This is a genomic window from Acinetobacter sp. YH16044 (assembly GCF_013417145.1).
GTDB lineage: Bacteria > Pseudomonadota > Gammaproteobacteria > Pseudomonadales > Moraxellaceae > Acinetobacter > Acinetobacter amyesii.
In genome coordinates, this window is the sequence record NZ_VPEK01000015.1 from 1 (window position 1) to 16,302 (window position 16,302).

14 protein-coding genes and 6 tRNA genes are annotated in these 16,302 nt (G+C 41.6%); 6 read left to right on the forward strand and 14 right to left on the reverse strand.

The window, feature by feature from the left end:
• The first annotated feature begins 560 nt into the window (after nucleotides 1–560).
• Genes FTV38_RS10155 through FTV38_RS10165 form a run of 3 tightly spaced genes read left to right on the forward strand, consistent with a single transcriptional unit; the run spans nucleotide 561 to nucleotide 2,763 of the window.
• Nucleotides 561–1,061 (forward strand): YfiR family protein, encoded by a 501-nt coding sequence (locus FTV38_RS10155; RefSeq protein ID WP_180022391.1) that lies wholly within the window; start codon nucleotides 561–563, stop codon nucleotides 1,059–1,061.
• Nucleotides 1,058–2,275 (forward strand): diguanylate cyclase domain-containing protein, encoded by a 1,218-nt coding sequence (locus FTV38_RS10160; protein WP_180022392.1) that lies wholly within the window; start codon nucleotides 1,058–1,060, stop codon nucleotides 2,273–2,275. The genes FTV38_RS10155 and FTV38_RS10160 overlap by 4 nt, the downstream gene beginning before the upstream one ends.
• 8 nt (nucleotides 2,276–2,283) lie before the next feature.
• A complete protein-coding gene (locus FTV38_RS10165) occupies nucleotides 2,284–2,763 on the forward strand; it encodes an OmpA family protein (protein ID WP_180022393.1) in 480 nt (159 codons plus the stop codon).
• 117 nt (nucleotides 2,764–2,880) lie between these two features.
• Here FTV38_RS10165 and FTV38_RS10170 read toward each other — a convergent pair.
• The 10 genes from FTV38_RS10170 to secA all read right to left on the reverse strand — a co-directional run bounded on the left by FTV38_RS10170 (nucleotide 2,881) and on the right by secA (nucleotide 9,532).
• Nucleotides 2,881–2,957 (reverse strand) — tRNA-Pro (locus tag FTV38_RS10170).
• A gap of 17 nt (nucleotides 2,958–2,974) precedes the next feature.
• Nucleotides 2,975–3,050 (reverse strand) — tRNA-His (locus tag FTV38_RS10175).
• Nucleotides 3,051–3,155: 105 nt separating this feature from the next.
• Nucleotides 3,156–3,232 (reverse strand) — tRNA-Pro (locus FTV38_RS10180).
• A 3-nt stretch (nucleotides 3,233–3,235) separates the two neighbouring features.
• A tRNA-His gene (locus FTV38_RS10185) sits at nucleotides 3,236–3,311 on the reverse strand.
• 44 nt (nucleotides 3,312–3,355) lie between these two features.
• Nucleotides 3,356–3,432, reverse strand: a tRNA-Arg gene (locus tag FTV38_RS10190).
• Nucleotides 3,433–3,477: 45 nt separating this feature from the next.
• A tRNA-Pro gene (locus FTV38_RS10195) sits at nucleotides 3,478–3,554 on the reverse strand.
• Nucleotides 3,555–3,708: 154 nt separating this feature from the next.
• The gene (gene nadA / locus FTV38_RS10200; RefSeq protein ID WP_180022394.1) at nucleotides 3,709–4,776 is read right to left on the reverse strand and encodes a quinolinate synthase NadA; all 1,068 of its coding nucleotides are present in this window, start codon (nucleotides 4,774–4,776) and stop codon (nucleotides 3,709–3,711) included.
• 150 nt (nucleotides 4,777–4,926) lie between these two features.
• Nucleotides 4,927–6,147: a bifunctional glutamate N-acetyltransferase/amino-acid acetyltransferase ArgJ gene (gene argJ / locus FTV38_RS10205; protein ID WP_180022395.1), complete on the reverse strand. Its 1,221-nt coding sequence runs from the start codon at nucleotides 6,145–6,147 to the stop codon at nucleotides 4,927–4,929.
• Between the two features lie 160 nt (nucleotides 6,148–6,307).
• Nucleotides 6,308–6,664: a hypothetical protein gene (locus FTV38_RS10210; protein WP_078194125.1), complete on the reverse strand. Its 357-nt coding sequence runs from the start codon at nucleotides 6,662–6,664 to the stop codon at nucleotides 6,308–6,310.
• 144 nt (nucleotides 6,665–6,808) lie between these two features.
• The gene (gene secA / locus FTV38_RS10215; RefSeq protein WP_180022396.1) at nucleotides 6,809–9,532 is read right to left on the reverse strand and encodes a preprotein translocase subunit SecA; all 2,724 of its coding nucleotides are present in this window, start codon (nucleotides 9,530–9,532) and stop codon (nucleotides 6,809–6,811) included.
• 336 nt (nucleotides 9,533–9,868) lie between these two features.
• Here secA and FTV38_RS10220 point away from each other — a divergent pair, with 336 nt between their 5' ends.
• The 3 genes from FTV38_RS10220 (at nucleotide 9,869) to FTV38_RS10230 (ending at nucleotide 12,215) form a co-directional block, all read left to right on the forward strand.
• Complete coding sequence (locus tag FTV38_RS10220) at nucleotides 9,869–10,504, forward strand: peroxiredoxin (RefSeq protein ID WP_180022397.1); 636 nt, start codon at nucleotides 9,869–9,871, stop codon at nucleotides 10,502–10,504.
• Nucleotides 10,505–10,798: 294 nt separating this feature from the next.
• Nucleotides 10,799–11,626, forward strand: coding sequence for an MBL fold metallo-hydrolase (locus FTV38_RS10225; RefSeq protein WP_180022398.1), 828 nt, complete (start codon nucleotides 10,799–10,801; stop codon nucleotides 11,624–11,626).
• 49 nt (nucleotides 11,627–11,675) lie between these two features.
• On the forward strand, nucleotides 11,676–12,215 hold the full coding sequence (locus FTV38_RS10230) for a dual specificity protein phosphatase family protein (RefSeq protein WP_373887011.1): 540 nt from the start codon (nucleotides 11,676–11,678) through the stop codon (nucleotides 12,213–12,215).
• Between the two features lie 20 nt (nucleotides 12,216–12,235).
• On the opposite strand, the gene FTV38_RS10235 is transcribed toward FTV38_RS10230, so the two are convergent.
• The 4 genes from FTV38_RS10235 to trpA are packed head-to-tail and all read right to left on the reverse strand — an operon-like array spanning nucleotide 12,236 to nucleotide 16,201.
• Nucleotides 12,236–13,228, reverse strand: a complete 993-nt coding sequence (locus FTV38_RS10235) for an SPOR domain-containing protein (RefSeq protein ID WP_180022400.1) — start codon at nucleotides 13,226–13,228, stop codon at nucleotides 12,236–12,238.
• The gene (gene folC, locus FTV38_RS10240) at nucleotides 13,225–14,508 is read right to left on the reverse strand and encodes a bifunctional tetrahydrofolate synthase/dihydrofolate synthase (RefSeq protein ID WP_180022401.1); all 1,284 of its coding nucleotides are present in this window, start codon (nucleotides 14,506–14,508) and stop codon (nucleotides 13,225–13,227) included. Before folC ends, FTV38_RS10235 begins: the two co-directional genes overlap by 4 nt.
• Nucleotides 14,505–15,401 carry an acetyl-CoA carboxylase, carboxyltransferase subunit beta gene (accD, locus tag FTV38_RS10245; RefSeq protein ID WP_180005414.1) on the reverse strand — a complete coding sequence of 299 codons (897 nt, stop codon included), beginning with the start codon at nucleotides 15,399–15,401 and terminating at the stop codon, nucleotides 14,505–14,507. The genes folC and accD overlap by 4 nt, the downstream gene beginning before the upstream one ends.
• Nucleotides 15,398–16,201: a tryptophan synthase subunit alpha gene (trpA, locus tag FTV38_RS10250; RefSeq protein WP_180009060.1), complete on the reverse strand. Its 804-nt coding sequence runs from the start codon at nucleotides 16,199–16,201 to the stop codon at nucleotides 15,398–15,400. Before trpA ends, accD begins: the two co-directional genes overlap by 4 nt.
• Between the last annotated feature and the right edge of the window lie 101 nt (nucleotides 16,202–16,302).

The following is a 16,302-nucleotide window of genomic DNA, read 5'->3' on the forward strand; positions in this document are numbered from 1 at the left end:
CAGCGTTCAATCTGAGCCATGATCAAACTCTTCAGTTTAAAATCAATAGTACATATAGTGTACCAATCTTGGCTCATCAATTACTGACAAAAATTTGCTCAAATAAACTTCGAGTAATTTCTACCATTAATCAATGAAAATAATTTCGATCGATCAATCAGTAAAAATCCACACAAGTTGTTCTTCATAATCTCTTAATGATCTTCTTGTTGGTTCATCACCAGCAAGCTAGGTCGGCTATATTACTCTTTATTTCTAAAGAGTCAACCGGTAATTCAAATTATTTTTAAACTTTTTTCTAAAACCCAACTTAATCAATTCAACCAAGTCATTGTTTTATCAGAAGTTTTAATCTTCATCACCGCCGATGGATGTGCATTCTACAGCATTTCACATTCGTTGCAACACCCTTTTTATGATTTATTTTACGCATGTCGCTTTTTTAAACACATAAACATTCTTTTGTATTATTATTGGGCTATATACGCCCTATTTCATATAATAAAACGTATATGCACCCAATTTTCATTCCATTTAATTTAAGACATTTTTGATTTCGTATGGTTGTTTTTAAAAAAACTGCCTATTTAATAATGGCGTGCTCCATTTCACCCTTATTATATGCAGCTCCCACAGCAAATATTTTCACAACCACTTTCTCTATTTTGAGTTATGCCAAGTGGGAAACCACTTCACCCAAATTTTGCGTGATTAATAATTCAAGTTTAGTCAATGATTTTAAAAAACTTGCGCCAACCCACAGCACTTATAAAATTACAGCCATCAATGTGAATGACATCAAATCCAGTCATTGCCAAGTTTTATTTTTTTCCAACCTAACAGCAAAAGAAGAACAAAACATTTTAAACAGCCATGTCAATTTCCCCGCCCTCTCTCTAAGCAGTAACAATAGTGAGTGTGAGTCCGGCAGTGCATTCTGTTTGTATAAAAAAAATCAGAGTTATTCGTTTAAAATTAATATGGAAAGTCTAACGCAGTCACAAATACATATTGATCCACGCGTTTTATTACTGGCGAAGTCATCGGAGTCAGCTGAATGAAACAACTCTATAACCCAATTACATTACACCAATTATTTACGCGTTCGCAGCTCACCATCTTTGCTTTAACATTTACGATTTGTTCTGCGATTTTTTTGGTGATTTCCACCTATACCATGCATACCTATGCAAAAAACAGCTTAACGATTTTATCAAATGCGATTAACGAACGTGTTCAACCGGCTGTGGTGTTTAATGACCAAACAACGATGCGTCAAATTTTAAATGAATACACTCAACTGTATCCCATTCGATCGATAGAAATTACCAACCTTCAAAATGCGTCGCTTGCTCATGCTGAGCAACAAGAAATTTCAACATTTTCTAGCCAAGCGATTTTAGATTATTTCTTTTTTAGCCAACCGATTCGTTTAGATATTCATCATGATCAGAAAAGTTATGGCGAACTGGTCGTATATGGAAACTCGTCAGATTTAGTTAGTTTCTTCCATAAAATTTTGCTGGGTTTATTTTTAGGTTTTATTCTTTTATTGGCTACTGTGTTTTGGTCGGTGAACTCTGTTTATCAATACTTAATGCAATCCGTTCGCTCTATTGTTGAATCAGCTCAAACCATTAGTATTAAGAAAGATTATAAAATGCGGGTTTCAAACTCTGATATTCAAGAATTACACGCACTCAGCACCGCCTTTAATGGTTTACTTAGTGAAATTGATCAGTCAAATAAAAACTTAATTTCAGAAAATGACAAGCTAATTCATCTAGCACGTCATGATGCATTAACCCAATTACCAAATCGCAATTATTTTTATGAAAAGCTGTTTGAGCTATTTGACTTACAAGCGAACGCTGCCGTGTTCTTTGTCGATATTGAAAACTTTAAACATGTGAATGACCAATATGGACACTTAGCTGGGGATGCAGTACTACGCGCCTCATCACATTGTTTAAAACAAGCACTACCAGATGATGCTTTCGTTGCGCGACTCGGTGGTGACGAATTTGCAATTATTATCAATCGTTTAAATTTCCTGACAGAACTCGAAGTCCTTTGTCACAAAATACATGAATGCTATGGTTCCACATTTGTTTATGAGCAACATAATATTGCATTACAAGCTAATATTGGTGTGGCACTGATCCAAAATGCAAAATCGCCAGAAGATTTGATCGCAGATGCGGATCGCGCCATGTATGATGCTAAACTTTCTAATAATCATTGGTGCATTGCACTTCAACGCCCCAACTCATAGGATTTGCTATGTTAAAGAACGCATTTAAAGTTTTATTTATACTTGCATTCACGACCACTATGACAGCCTGCATGAGTTTAGGTAACTTAAGCTACAAACAAGCACGCATGCTTAAAAAAGAAGGTTTTGTCTTGACCAATGATGGTTGGACACTTGCCCTACCAGAACGACTTTTATTTGGCTTTGATGATTATCAAATTCAACCCCACCAACAAGGCAAGTTAAATACACTTGCCACTCAACTGATTAAATATGACCTAAACAAAATTAAGTTTATTGGTCATACGGATAATGTTGGACAAGCCAATTACAACCAACAACTGTCAGAAAAACGTGCGCAAAGCGTCGCAAACGTCTTTTTAAAGCAAGGTTATAACAGTTCAAATATTCAAATTATTGGCCGTGGGGCTGAACAGCCGATGGTCTCTAATGACACCGAAACAAATCGTGCCATAAACCGTCGTGTAAATGTCACGATCATTCCCTAAATAGTGAAATATAAAAAAGCCACCATAAGGTGGCTTTTTTATTGTGTTTATAAATTTTAGGCATAAAAAAACCGCTAAATGCGGCATCTTTTTTTACAGTATTGCTTTTGAGATAAATGGTCGGAGCAGTAGGATTCGAACCTACGACCCCCTGGTCCCAAACCAGGTGCACTACCAGGCTGTGCTATGCTCCGCTTTCAACTTTAAAAATTGGGGTGAATGATGGGATTCGAACCCACGACAACCGGAATCACAATCCGGGGCTCTACCAACTGAGCTACATCCACCATCATGTTCTTGCTTGTGAATAACCAATATAACGCATTTTAAATTACAGGCATAAAAAAACCGCTGTATGCGGTATCTTTTATCGACCGTTTTCTTTAAGAAAATGGTCGGAGCAGTAGGATTCGAACCTACGACCCCCTGGTCCCAAACCAGGTGCACTACCAGGCTGTGCTATGCTCCGAATTGGGGTGAATGATGGGATTCGAACCCACGACAACCGGAATCACAATCCGGGGCTCTACCAACTGAGCTACATCCACCATCACAACAAGTTTCAGATTCTAGTATCAGAACACCATTAAAATGGCGCGCCTGACAGGATTCGAACCTGTGACCATCCGCTTAGAAGGCGGATGCTCTATCCAACTGAGCTACAGGCGCATTACCGATGACATAGACTATCACGCGATTTTTGCCTTGAGAAATTGGTCGGAGCAGTAGGATTCGAACCTACGACCCCCTGGTCCCAAACCAGGTGCACTACCAGGCTGTGCTATGCTCCGTTTCATCTCAGCTTTCGCTGTATCGCATATCGTGCGGTACGGTGTGCATTCTAGGCGTGACGTTGATTAACGTCAACACCTATCTTCAAAAAAACATAAAAAATCATTTCAAGCGATTATTTATCAAGCATTTTAATCATTTTTCAAGCAAAAATTAACGTTTTAAACTGGCACTGAAATTCAACATCCGATCTAAAGGCAATTTAGCACGCTCAGCCAAGGCCGGATCGACGAAAATTTCCTGATCGCCTTTTTGTAAAACTTCGAGAATGCCATCCAATTCATTCATCGCCATCCAAGGGCAATGCGCACATGAACGACAGGTTGCTCCCTCACCTGCCGTCGGTGCTTCGATGAGAATTTTATTCGGCACAGCTTGCTGCATTTTATAAAAAATACCGCGATCTGTTGCCACGATTAAACGTTCGTGTGGCAAGGTTTGTGCAGCCTTGATCAATTGCGAGGTGCTACCGACGGCATCTGCAATATCCACCACAGATTCTGGTGACTCTGGATGTACCAAAACTGCTGCATCAGGATACAGCGCTTTCATATTGGCAATACCACGTGCACGGAACTCTTCATGGACAATACATGCCCCATCCCATAGCAACATGTCTGCACCGGTTTTCTTTTGAATATAGCGACCGAGATGCTGATCGGGTGCCCAAATAATTTTTTCACCTAAACTATCTAAATGCTCAACAATTTCAACAGCACAGCTCGAGGTTACCACCCAATCTGCACGCGCTTTCACTGCCGCCGAGGTATTGGCATATACCACAACCGTATGATCCGGATGTGCATCACAAAATTTGGTAAATTCATCGACAGGACAACCCAAATCAAGTGAGCATGTTGCTTCTAGGGTTGGCATCAATACAGTTTTTTCAGGAGATAAAATCTTCGAGGTCTCCCCCATGAATTTCACCCCTGCAACCACCAACGTCGTTGCTTCATGATCCCGACCAAAACGTGCCATTTCAAGTGAATCCGAAACGCATCCACCGGTCAGTTCTGCTAGTTCCTGCACTTCAGGATCACAGTAATAGTGTGCAACAAGGACAGCGTTACGTTTTTTGAGTTCCGCTTTAATTAATTCAAACTTTTCAAGCTTTGCAACTTCCGTTAAGTGATGCTCTTTAACATCGCCCAAACGATCCAAATGCGCTTGTACAATTGATTTTGCTTCATTTGCAATTAAGTTGTTTGCATTATTCATCACAACGTCTTCTCTATCCTTAATGCCTGTTACTACACAGGTGCTTCACAACTGACCCATAAATATGGCACTTGGCTATTTTTTACCGGTCATTAAAAAGTTCCACTTATAAAAAAGCCTCACAACGGAGGCTTTTCAAAAACATCAAATTTATGAACGGTAATCTGCGTTAATCTTAACATAGTCATACGACAGGTCACAGGTATACACAGTATCTCGCGCACTGCCACGTCCTAAATCTACACGGATCGTGATCTCAGATTTCTCCATCTCTGCAGCCCCTGCTGCTTCGGTATAATCTGCTGCGGCACCACCGTCTTTACAGATTTGAACATCACCTAACCAGACCTGAATTTTTTCAACATCTAAGTTTGGCACACCTGCATAACCAATAGCTGCCAAAATACGGCCCCAGTTTGGATCTGATGCGAAGATTGCAGTTTTAACCAACGGTGAATGTGCAATGCTATAAGCAATATCACAACATTCTTGAGTATCTGCGCCGCCTTCTACCGCCACAGTAATAAACTTCGTCGCACCTTCACCATCACGGACAATGAGCTGTGCAAGACGTTTCATTACACGTGTTAACACGTCTAAAACAGCAGCATAACGTGAATCTGATTCTGAAGTAATTTCTACGCCACCAGCTTGGCCCGTTGCAATCAAAATACATGAGTCATTCGTTGAGGTATCACCATCCACCGTAATACGGTTAAACGACAGGTTAACTGTGGTTTTCAAAAGCTGTTGCACCAGCTCACGGCTAATGGGTGCATCAGTTGCCACATAACTCAACATGGTCGCCATATTTGGACGAATCATGCCTGCGCCTTTAGAAATACCTGTCATGGTATACAGGACGCCATCTAACTCAAATTGTTCAGATGCACCTTTAGGTGTGGTATCTGTAGTCATAATGCCCGTTGCCGCTTCCAACCAAGCGTCTTCTTGCAAACTGTCTAATGCCGGTTGCAAGCCTTGAACCAAACGATCAATAGGTAATTGCTCGCCAATTACACCCGTTGAAAAAGGAAGGACTTCTGTATTTTGAACACCAGCCAGTTCTGCCAGTTTCGCACATGTCGCTTCAGCATTTGCCATGCCAATTTTGCCAGTACCTGCATTGGCATTTCCGGTGTTAATCACTAAATAACGTGGATTACCTGCTAATAAGTGCGCTTTAGAAATATGCACCGGTGCTGCACAAAATGCATTTTGAGTAAAAACGCCTGCGACATTAGAACCTTCAGCAAATTCAAAAATGACAAGGTCACGTCGGTTCTGATAGCGTACATATGCTTCAACCGAACCGATTTTTACACCTTTCACCACATGCATCTGTGGCATAGATACGTCACCAACTGCCATTTTTCAACGTCCAACTATATGAGTTATAAAAAATACAGCTTAGTGCAAAATCTATAAAAAATCGAGCAGAAGCACGGTTTTGCTGTAATTTTATTGTGGATTTCTTTTGCACATAAAAAAACCAGTCTTTCGACTGGTCTTTATCGCTGTTCGTCGTAAATTAGTTACGCGCAAGCTGAGTTGCTTCATCAAGAAGCACTTGTTTCGCTTTTTGTTGACTCGCAGCAGAAAGGGCTGGGTTTTCAGCCACAATACGGTCAGCATTCGCCGCATTGGCTGCTGCAATTTTTGCAGTTTGCAATACGATTGGACGATTTGGATTGGCAAAGGTATAACGAATACCCGTACGCGGGCTTGCTACAGTCACTTGACCATCAGTACCAACCTGTACTTGAGTTGTTGTTGGACCAACTGCTTGTTGAACTTTCTCTAAAGAAGTCGTCTGAGGAGCGTTTGCAAAGGCAAAAGTTGGCAAAGCCAAAGCAGCAATCATGAACGGTTTTAGTACTTTTTTCATTGTCTTTTCCGTCTTACGGTTATTGATAGAAACTAAATAACATTTAATCTACTGAACTGCAAATACTATTCAGGTCAGATTAGTAGTGTAAATAAAAAATCAGAGCGCGATGGCTCTGATTTATTTGAAATTAAAAAATGCTGTTTAGATTTTACCGTGACATTGTTTATATTTTAGACCTGAACCACATGGGCACGGTGAGTTACGACTTTCTGGCGGAACAATCACTTGCTCTGCAGGTGTGTATTGCGCATCGATAACATCATTACCGTTGGCTTCAGCCAACAAATTATCAAAGTCATTGTGTGACAATTGAAGATTCATTGATTCAGCTTGAGCCTGTTTTTGAGCTTCCATTTCTGCAAGCTCTTCGGCTGTAGGCACATGAATACGAGATAAATCTGTCACGACATCTGACTTAATCACAGCAAGCATGTTTACAAATAAATTAAAGGCTTCTTTTTTGTATTCTTGCTCAGGATTTTTCTGCGCATAACCACGTAAATGAATCCCTTGACGTAAGTAATCCATTGCTGCCAAATGCTCTTTCCAATGGCGGTCCAATGAATTTAACATAAAGTGACGTTCGAGCATTGCAGCCGTTTCGTCACCCATTTGCGTACGACGTGAACGGTAGTGCTGAAGAACTTCATCAGTAATACGTTCAACCAAAGCTTCTTCATCCAAACGACGATCTTGCTCTAACCACTGCGAAATTGGCAGTTCAATCGATAGATCTTCACGTAGCGCCTTTTCAAGACCTTCAATATCCCACTGATCGTGAATAGATTCAGGTGGAATATATACTTCGATCATGCCTTTAGTCACATCGTGAATCATCGTTTCGATGTAATCTTGCAATGATGCTTCTTCAAGAATTTCATCACGTTGAGAGTAAATAATCTTACGTTGTTCGTTGTTTACGTCATCGTATTTCAATAGATTTTTACGAATATCGAAGTTACGTGCTTCAACTTTACGTTGTGCATTTTCAATCGAACGTGACACCATTTTATGTTCAATGGCTTCATCTTCTTTCAGACCCATGGCACGCATCATCGCAACCACGCGATCACCAGCGAAGATACGCATCAAGTCATCTTCAAGCGACAAGTAGAAACGTGATACACCTGGGTCACCTTGACGACCCGCACGACCACGTAACTGGTTATCGATACGACGAGATTCATGACGTTCTGAACCAATGATGTGTAAACCACCAGAGTTCAACACCATGTCATGATTTTGTTCCCACTCAGCTTTTAAACGCGCTTCATCTGCTGCCGTTGGTTCTTCAATCTTCGCCAGTAAGGCTTTCCAGTTACCACCCAACAGAATATCGGTACCACGACCGGCCATGTTGGTAGCAATCGTCACTGCACGCGGTGAACCCGCTTGCGCAATAATATCCGCTTCACGCTCATGTTGTTTCGCATTGAGCACTTCATGTTGAATGCCTGCTTCTTTTAGCTTATCTGATAAGATTTCAGAGGCTTCAATGGTTGCTGTACCAATCAGGATCGGTGCAACACCCGCTTCATGAACACGTTGAATTTCTTGAATGATGGCATTGTATTTACCTTCACGGTTTAAATAGATTAAATCGTTTTGGTCATTACGAATCATCGGGCGATGGGTTGGAATCAGTACTACATCCAAGCCATAAATTTCTTTCATTTCTGCAGCTTCAGTATCTGCAGTACCCGTCATCCCTGATAATTTCTTGTAAAGACGGAAATAGTTCTGGAATGTAGTCGTTGCTAAAGTTTGGTTTTCAGGTTGAATTTCCAAACCTTCTTTTGCTTCCACTGCTTGATGCAAACCTTCTGACCAACGACGACCCGGCATGGTACGACCAGTGTTTTCATCGACAATGATGACTTCACCTTCGTGGATGATGTAATGCACGTTGCGTTGGTATAGGTAATGCGCACGAATGGCCGCAGAAACATGGTGTACCAAGTTTAAATTAGCAGATGAATATAAACTTTCACCTTCAGCAAGCAAGCCCATTTGAATCAATTCAGCTTCAACAGTTTCATAACCGACTTCGGTCATTTCTACAGAGCGCTGTTTTTCGTCAATCCAGAAGTGACCACCATCTGGTACCTTCTCTTCTTTTTGTGCATGAAGTTTTGGTGGAATGCTGTTAATGGCAGCATACAACTGTGATGAGTCTTCTGATTGACCAGAAATGATCAAAGGTGTACGTGCCTCATCAATCAGGATCGAATCGACCTCATCGATGATGGCATAGGTTAAGCTGCGCTGTTTTTTCTCAGCAGCAGAAAAAACCATGTTGTCACGCAAGTAATCGAAACCGAATTCGTTGTTGGTACCGTAAGTAATGTCAGCACGATACGCTTGAGCTTTTTCAGTTGGGTCTTGCATTGAGTAAATAATCCCAATGCTTAAACCTAAAAATTCGAATAATGGACGGTTTAATTCAGCATCACGCTGTGCGAGATAGTCGTTCACCGTTATCACGTGAACACCTTCACCACTAATCGCATTGAGGTAACAAGCAAGCGTTCCCATGAGGGTTTTACCTTCACCGGTACGCATCTCTGCGATCTTACCTTCATGTAAAGTAATACCACCAATCAGCTGTACGTCATAATGACGCATGCCCATGACACGCTTTGCAGCTTCACGACAAACAGCAAACGCTTCAGGTAATAATTTATCAAGGCTGTCGCCTTTTTTATAACGTTCTTTGAATTCTTCAGTTTTTGCAGATAAGTCTGCATCGCTTAGAACAGATATCGTCGGCTCGAGCGCATTAATCTTCTCTACGATTTTACGCATGCGTTTGAGTTCGCGCTCATTTTTGGTACCGAAGATTCCTCCGATCAGACTTGCCAACATGAATAGACTCTCTAAATCTTGCTTGTCAAATGAATATATTTTCTTAGTCGTTATTATGGTGCTAGAAATTCGAAGTACAAGGGTTTTGCACAAAAATCCCCTTAAATATTCTGCGCTCGGGTTCTAGCCCCGGAGACTTAAGGCAAGCTAATGTAACAAATTTTCTGCAGACAACATAGTGACTCTGTCGTGAGATATTTCGCATTTATCCCCCAATAAAACTGTTTTATATGAAATATATTCATAAAGAAATGAAAAAACACTATTTTTAATCATAAAAAAATCCTTCATATTTATTTTCAAGTTAAACAAATTCAATAAATACGGGGATATTCCATGACGATTCGTTTAGGTGATACTGCACCAGACTTTACTCAAGACTCAAGCGAAGGCTGCATTCATTTTTATGACTTTTTAGGTGACAGTTGGGGCATTTTATTTTCGCATCCTGCCGATTACACCCCAGTCTGCACCACAGAACTTGGATTTACCGCAAAACTAAAAGATGAATTTAGCAAACGTGGTGTCAAGGCCATTGCCCTGTCTGTTGATGATGTTGAGTCGCATCATGGTTGGATTAACGACATTAATAATACTCAAAATACCACGGTCAACTTCCCGATCATTGCAGACAAAGACCGTAAAGTGTCCACCCTTTATGATTTCATTCACCCCAATGCCAGCGAAACATTAACTGTTCGCTCTTTGGTAATCATTGATCCCAATAAAAAAGTCCGTTTAATCATTACTTATCCTGCATCTACAGGGCGTAACTTCCATGAAATTTTACGTGTCATTGACTCTTTGCAACTGACAGACAACCATAAAGTTGCAACACCGGCCAACTGGCAACAAGGTGAAGATGTGGTGATTGTGCCGTCATTAAAAGATGAAGAGGAAATCAAACAACGCTTTCCTCAAGGATATAACGCAGTTACGCCTTACCTTCGTTTAACGCCTCAACCTAAGTGAGGATAAAACGGAGCATTACGCTGTCCGAGCGCAAGATAAGAAGCTCTGCTGTGAGTGACCAAAGCGAAGGTACAAATTTAACTATTTTTAAGTGCAGCACCTAAGCAAACTCAGAATCATAACCATAGTTAATATAGTTTTCCCCCTTCAGAACGAATGACGAGCCCGTTCTGGCATTCTCCAACCTGCTCATCTTCGGATGAGCTTTTTTTGATTACAAATTCCTCTCAGGGATTAGATTGGTTAAACATCACAATTCCGTTATAACTAATAAAAACTTGAAAATAACAAACCGTGATTCATCAAATTCATCATTTACATTGTGGTAGTTTTTGTCCAACGTGTGCCCCTTTATTTGGACAGAAAGGCTTTCGCGCACATTTGGTCTGTCATTGCCTGCTCATTGAAACCGATAAAGGGCTCGTCTTAGTCGATACAGGACTGGGCTTACAAGATTATTTGCATCCACAAAATCGTTTAGGTCGGTTTATTTCACGCACAGCGCAGATCAAATTTAATCCGCAGCTAAGTGCGACTCATCAAATTCAAAAATTAGGCTTTAAGGCTCAAGATGTTCAACACATTTTGTTGTCACACTTAGATTTTGATCATGCTGGCGGGATCTCTGATTTTCCGCAGGCGACTGTGCATGTCTTAGCCAGTGAATATAACGCCACTCAAAACCTTCATAGCTTAAAATCACGACTGCGCTATCGACCACAGCAATTCCAACTGCATCGTTATTGGAATTTTATCGAAAACATCGGGACACAGGCATGGTTTAACTTAGAGCACACTGCCGGTCTGTCTATTTTTCAAGATGACATTTTAATGCTTCCACTTTTGGGACATACCGCGGGTCATGCCGGTATTGCGATTAAAAATAACCAGCGCTGGTTGTTATATTGTGGCGATGCTTATTACTCACAGCATCAATTAAATCCAAATTTTCATTCGCGGGCCTTAAATCAGCTTGAGCGTTTATTTGCCACAGACAATACACAGCGACTGCACTCCCTTCATAAGATTCAGCAGTTAGCGCAGCATCCGGACATCGATCTCATCTGTGCACATGACCCATTCGAATTCGCTCGCTATCAGAATACAAGCTATGACCGCTAAAATCCTACCAATGATCCTCCTTAGTGTTAGCTTCAGCTTCACGGGTTGCATGACATCAAATCCATTACCGTTAAATGAACGTCCTCAGCATTGGGGGAAAGTCGTTCATCAACAGCATAATTTTTATCAGATCAGCCCAACATTATTTCGCAGTGAACAACCTGATGCAGATCTCGCCCCTTTTCTACGAGAACAGCAAATCGATGTGATCATAAATTTACGTTCACGGCACCATGACCCAGAACGCTTAAAAAATGCTATTGATATGCAAAAGATTAAATTTGTACATATTCCGATACACACGTGGCAAATCGATCGTGAAGATTTACTGACGGTGATGAAAACCATAAAAGAAGCTGAACAACAGCAGCAAAAAGTTTTAATCCATTGCTACCACGGCTCAGACCGTACAGGCGCGAGTGTGGCCATGTACCGTATTATTTTTCAGCATTGGTCCATTGAGGAAGCAAAACGTGAAATGAAACAAGGTGGCTATGGCTTCCACCCTATTTGGAAAAATATTGACCGTTTATTCAGCCCTGAAAATGTAAAATGGATTCAGCAGCAACTACTGAATCCATCTTATTAAAGGTCATTCCTCAAATAAACTTAGCGTTTATCGAGTGGTACCCAATCAATCACCCACGCAGATTTCATATTCAAACTTGCATCTGAATTGATCTTTTTACGTGTTGCGTCCGCAGCATCACGGTCCTTCGATGGACCGACCATAATACGAATGCCTTTAGATGTAGGACTCTTCGTCACTTTATAGCCTTTTGCACGTAATTTTGCAGCGACGGCATCTGCATTGGCTTCATTGGCAGCCAGTGCAACTTGCACCATCCATTGCTTATCGCCATTTTCCAACAGATCACGTGCTTTTTCAGCTTCAGCTTTTTTCTTAGCTTCTGCTTTACGCTTTTCTTCTGCCTTGTGTTTTTCTTCGGCTTTACGCTTTTCTTCAGCTTGTTGCTTCGCTTCGGCTGCTTTCTTATCTGCTGCTTTCTTATCTGCTGCTTTTTTCTCAGCTTCAGCATGTGCTTTACGTTCAGCTTCTTTTTGAGCATCCGCTTTACGTTTTGCTTCGGCTTTTTGTTTATCTGCTGCGATACGTGCCTGATCAGCCTTTTGCTGCGCCGACTGAGTCTCTAACTTTTTTTGAGCCGCCAACTTATCCTCAGCTAAACGCTTTTGCTTGGCTTTTTCATCTTCAACCAATTCGGGCGGAATATTATCCGAACTTTGTTGAGCTGAACGATGTGCGTTTAAAGCTGCATATTCTTCTGCTGCTTTACGTGCTGCATCCGCTTCCGCTTGTTGTTGCATCGCTAAAAATTCTGCTGCACGTGCTTCTTGCTCCGCAACCGATTTTTCACGGGTACGTCGTTGTTCTTCGAGCAAACGCTTTTCAGTTTCAACATCAACAGTCAATGATGACATTTTACCCGCACCCTGACCTTGTTGCTCAACTTGAGCCATTTCAGGGGTTTGGCTTTGATTTTGATGTATTTCTTCTTTGCCTTTAAGTAAAAGTGCGGCCAGCAGTACACCACCACCTAATAAAACAACACCACCCATCCAGCGTTGTTTGTTATTCATTGACATTCTTCCAGATACTCCCATACCGCTTCTAAGGTATGAAATGAACCACATACCAGAATCAGCTGATTATTCTTTGTTTCTTCCAGCGCGGACTTAAAAGCTAATTGCACATTGTCATAATGTTCTACGACTTGATGCTGTAGTGCGCTACCCAATTGTGTGATAGATGCCGCACGTGGCACATTTAATTGTGCAATTTTCCACATTCTTACCGTATCTTTCAATAAGTTAACGACAGAATTTATGTCTTTATCAGTCAGCATGGAGAAAACGCTGATCACTTCTGTGTATTGTTTATTGTACTGGAGGAAATTTCGCAATTGCTTTAACAAAAATTCAACACCATGCGGGTTATGTCCTGCATCGAAAATCACCGTTTTTCCTGCAATTTCTCTAACTTCAAAACGGCCTTGTAACTTGGCATTGATAATCCCCTGAGCGATCGACTGCTGAGAGACCACCAAACCACTGGCCAATATTGCTGCTACAGCCGTAGCGATATTTTCGAGTGCCAAAGAACCCACGGGGAGTTTTAAGGTCGAACCTGATGAGGCAAACATCCAAGATTGTCCATCATCACTGTACTGATAAAAATAATCACGATTGAGTACATGTAAAGCGGCTTGGCAATCTTCTGCTTTTTGACGAATAGCTTCAGGCAAAACTTGCTGCCCACCAAAAATTACGGGAATATTCGGACGAATAATTCCTGCTTTCTCAAAAGCAATTTTTTCAATGGTGTCGCCCAACCAATCGGTATGGTCTAAACCAATATTGGTAATCACTGCAACATCTGGATCGACGACATTGACTACATCAAGTCGACCACCTAGGCCTACTTCAAGTACCCATACATCACAATGTTGTTGTTTAAAAATAACAAAAGCGGCCAAAGTGGTCGCTTCAAAAAAAGATAAACTTAATTCACATTCACGACGCGCCTGATCAACAGCTACAAAAGCATCAATCAGGGTTTGGTCGGCTACTTCAACACCTTGAAGCTTTACACGTTCATTGAATCGATAGATATGCGGTGATTGGTATAGCCCCACGTTATACCCCTGGGCATTTAAAATCGCAGCCAAAGTGGTCGTGGTTGAACCTTTACCGTTTGTTCCCGCGACCGTCAGCACTTTCGCATCAGGCTGGGTTACACCGAGTCGTTCCGCAACAGGAATCACCCGTTCCAGACCTAAATCAATACCCGTAACATGAACATGGCTCCAATAATCGAGCCATGTGTTTAAAGAATCAGTTGCAAGTGGTGCTGTGTTCAAGGCAAGTTCATCAATTTCGCTACAATACGATAAACTGTATCACGTAATGCATGACGGTGGACAATTTGATCGACTACACCATGATCAAGCAAGTATTCTGCACGTTGGAACGGTTCTTCCAATTTTTCACGTACAGTTTGCTCAATCACACGCTTACCAGCAAAACCAATCATGGCTTTCGGCTCAGCCAAGTGAACATCACCGAGCATTGCCAATGATGCAGTCACACCACCATAGACTGGATGTGTCAGCACCACTAGATAAGGCAAGCCAGCATCTTTCATTTTTTGGATGGCAGCAGAAGTACGCGCCATTTGCATGAGTGACAACATGCCTTCTTGCATACGTGCACCGCCAGAGGCAGCGAAGCAAATAAGCGGTTGTTTAGCTTTAATCGCAAGTTCAGCAGCCTGAACAAAACGGTCACCTACAACAGTACCCATTGAACCGCCCATGAAATCAAATTCAAATGCGGTTGCAATCATTGGAATGCCTTTAAGCGTTCCTTGCATTACCACTAAAGCTTCTGTTTCACCGGTTTTTTTCTGCGCTTCAGACATACGGTCTGGATACGCTTTGCTATCTACAAATTTAAGTGGATCTTTGGCTTTAAATTCTTGACCCAATTCTTTTTGTACTTGGTCAAAGAACCAGTTCAAACGATCACGCGCTTTCATTCGCAAGTGTTCATCACACTGCGGACAAACGTAGGCATTAAATGACATTGCAGTACGAGTCACAAGTGCATGACACTCAGGACATTCAATCGTCGGCTCAGTAAATGTCGCCTTTAATGCTTGCTGTTCATCAGGTACATGAATACCTGGTACCGCACGCTCTGTCCATGGCGTAGATGCGCTCAGAATTTTGCCTGTTTTTGCGTCTTGACTCATACTAACTCATCGAGCGCAGCTCGAAGCTCCTTCACTTTATTCACTGTTTCGATTACAGCTTGTTCTGGCGCTAAGTTTGCAAATTGTTTAACAAAAGCACTACCTACAATCACCGCATCCGCAGCAACACCCATGGCTTTCGCCGATGCTGCATCACTGATACCAAAGCCAACGCCGACAGGTACCTGAGTATACGATTTGATTTTTTGAATACGTGCCGCAGCTTCAGCCACGTCTAATGTCGCTGCACCTGTCACACCTTTCAAAGAAACATAGTAGATAAATCCACTGGCTTGTTTCACCACATGCTGAATACGTTCATCAGTGGATGTTGGCGCAAGTAAGAAGATTTGATCCATGTCATATTTTTTCAATACTACATCTAGATCTTTTGCTTCTTCTGGTGGAAGGTCCACCAAGAGCACGCCATCTACACCGCATTCATGTGCATAGGCAACAAACTTTTCATAGCCGATTACTTCAACGGGGTTTAAATAGCCCATCAGTACCACGGGTGTTTCTGTATCGTTTTTACGGAACTCTTTCACCATGTTCAAGGCATCTAGAGTATTGGTTCCTGCAGCAAGCGCACGCTCAGCGGCAAGTGCAATAACAGGACCATCCGCCATTGGGTCTGAAAATGGAAGACCCAATTCGATCACATCTACACCTGCCTCAACCATTTGATGTAACAAAGGTACCGTTACTTGTGGATGAGGGTCACCAGCCATAACATAAGAAACCAAGGCCTTACGCTGTTGAGATTTAAGCGTTCCAAATCGAGTGGCTAAACGTGACATAGGGTTATACTTTCCTTGAATGAATCAAAACTATGATGTGGGTTTTGTCGAAATACAAGACATCGCATTGTAACGCTATTTTTTACCCATTGAACAGGGCA

Coding starts and splice junctions, on each gene's coding strand:
- FTV38_RS10220 (WP_180022397.1), top strand. CDS start 9,869: ATGACGATTCGTTTAGGTGATACTGCACCAGACTTTACTCAAGACTCA.
- accD (WP_180005414.1), bottom strand. CDS start 15,401: ATGAGTCAAGACGCAAAAACAGGCAAAATTCTGAGCGCATCTACGCCA.
- FTV38_RS10210 (WP_078194125.1), bottom strand. CDS start 6,664: ATGAAAAAAGTACTAAAACCGTTCATGATTGCTGCTTTGGCTTTGCCA.
- FTV38_RS10165 (WP_180022393.1), top strand. CDS start 2,284: ATGTTAAAGAACGCATTTAAAGTTTTATTTATACTTGCATTCACGACC.
- FTV38_RS10230 (WP_373887011.1), top strand. CDS start 11,676: ATGACATCAAATCCATTACCGTTAAATGAACGTCCTCAGCATTGGGGG.
- trpA (WP_180009060.1), bottom strand. CDS start 16,201: ATGTCACGTTTAGCCACTCGATTTGGAACGCTTAAATCTCAACAGCGT.
- secA (WP_180022396.1), bottom strand. CDS start 9,532: ATGTTGGCAAGTCTGATCGGAGGAATCTTCGGTACCAAAAATGAGCGC.
- FTV38_RS10235 (WP_180022400.1), bottom strand. CDS start 13,228: ATGAATAACAAACAACGCTGGATGGGTGGTGTTGTTTTATTAGGTGGT.
- FTV38_RS10160 (WP_180022392.1), top strand. CDS start 1,058: ATGAAACAACTCTATAACCCAATTACATTACACCAATTATTTACGCGT.
- FTV38_RS10155 (WP_180022391.1), top strand. CDS start 561: ATGGTTGTTTTTAAAAAAACTGCCTATTTAATAATGGCGTGCTCCATT.
- nadA (WP_180022394.1), bottom strand. CDS start 4,776: ATGAATAATGCAAACAACTTAATTGCAAATGAAGCAAAATCAATTGTA.
- argJ (WP_180022395.1), bottom strand. CDS start 6,147: ATGGCAGTTGGTGACGTATCTATGCCACAGATGCATGTGGTGAAAGGT.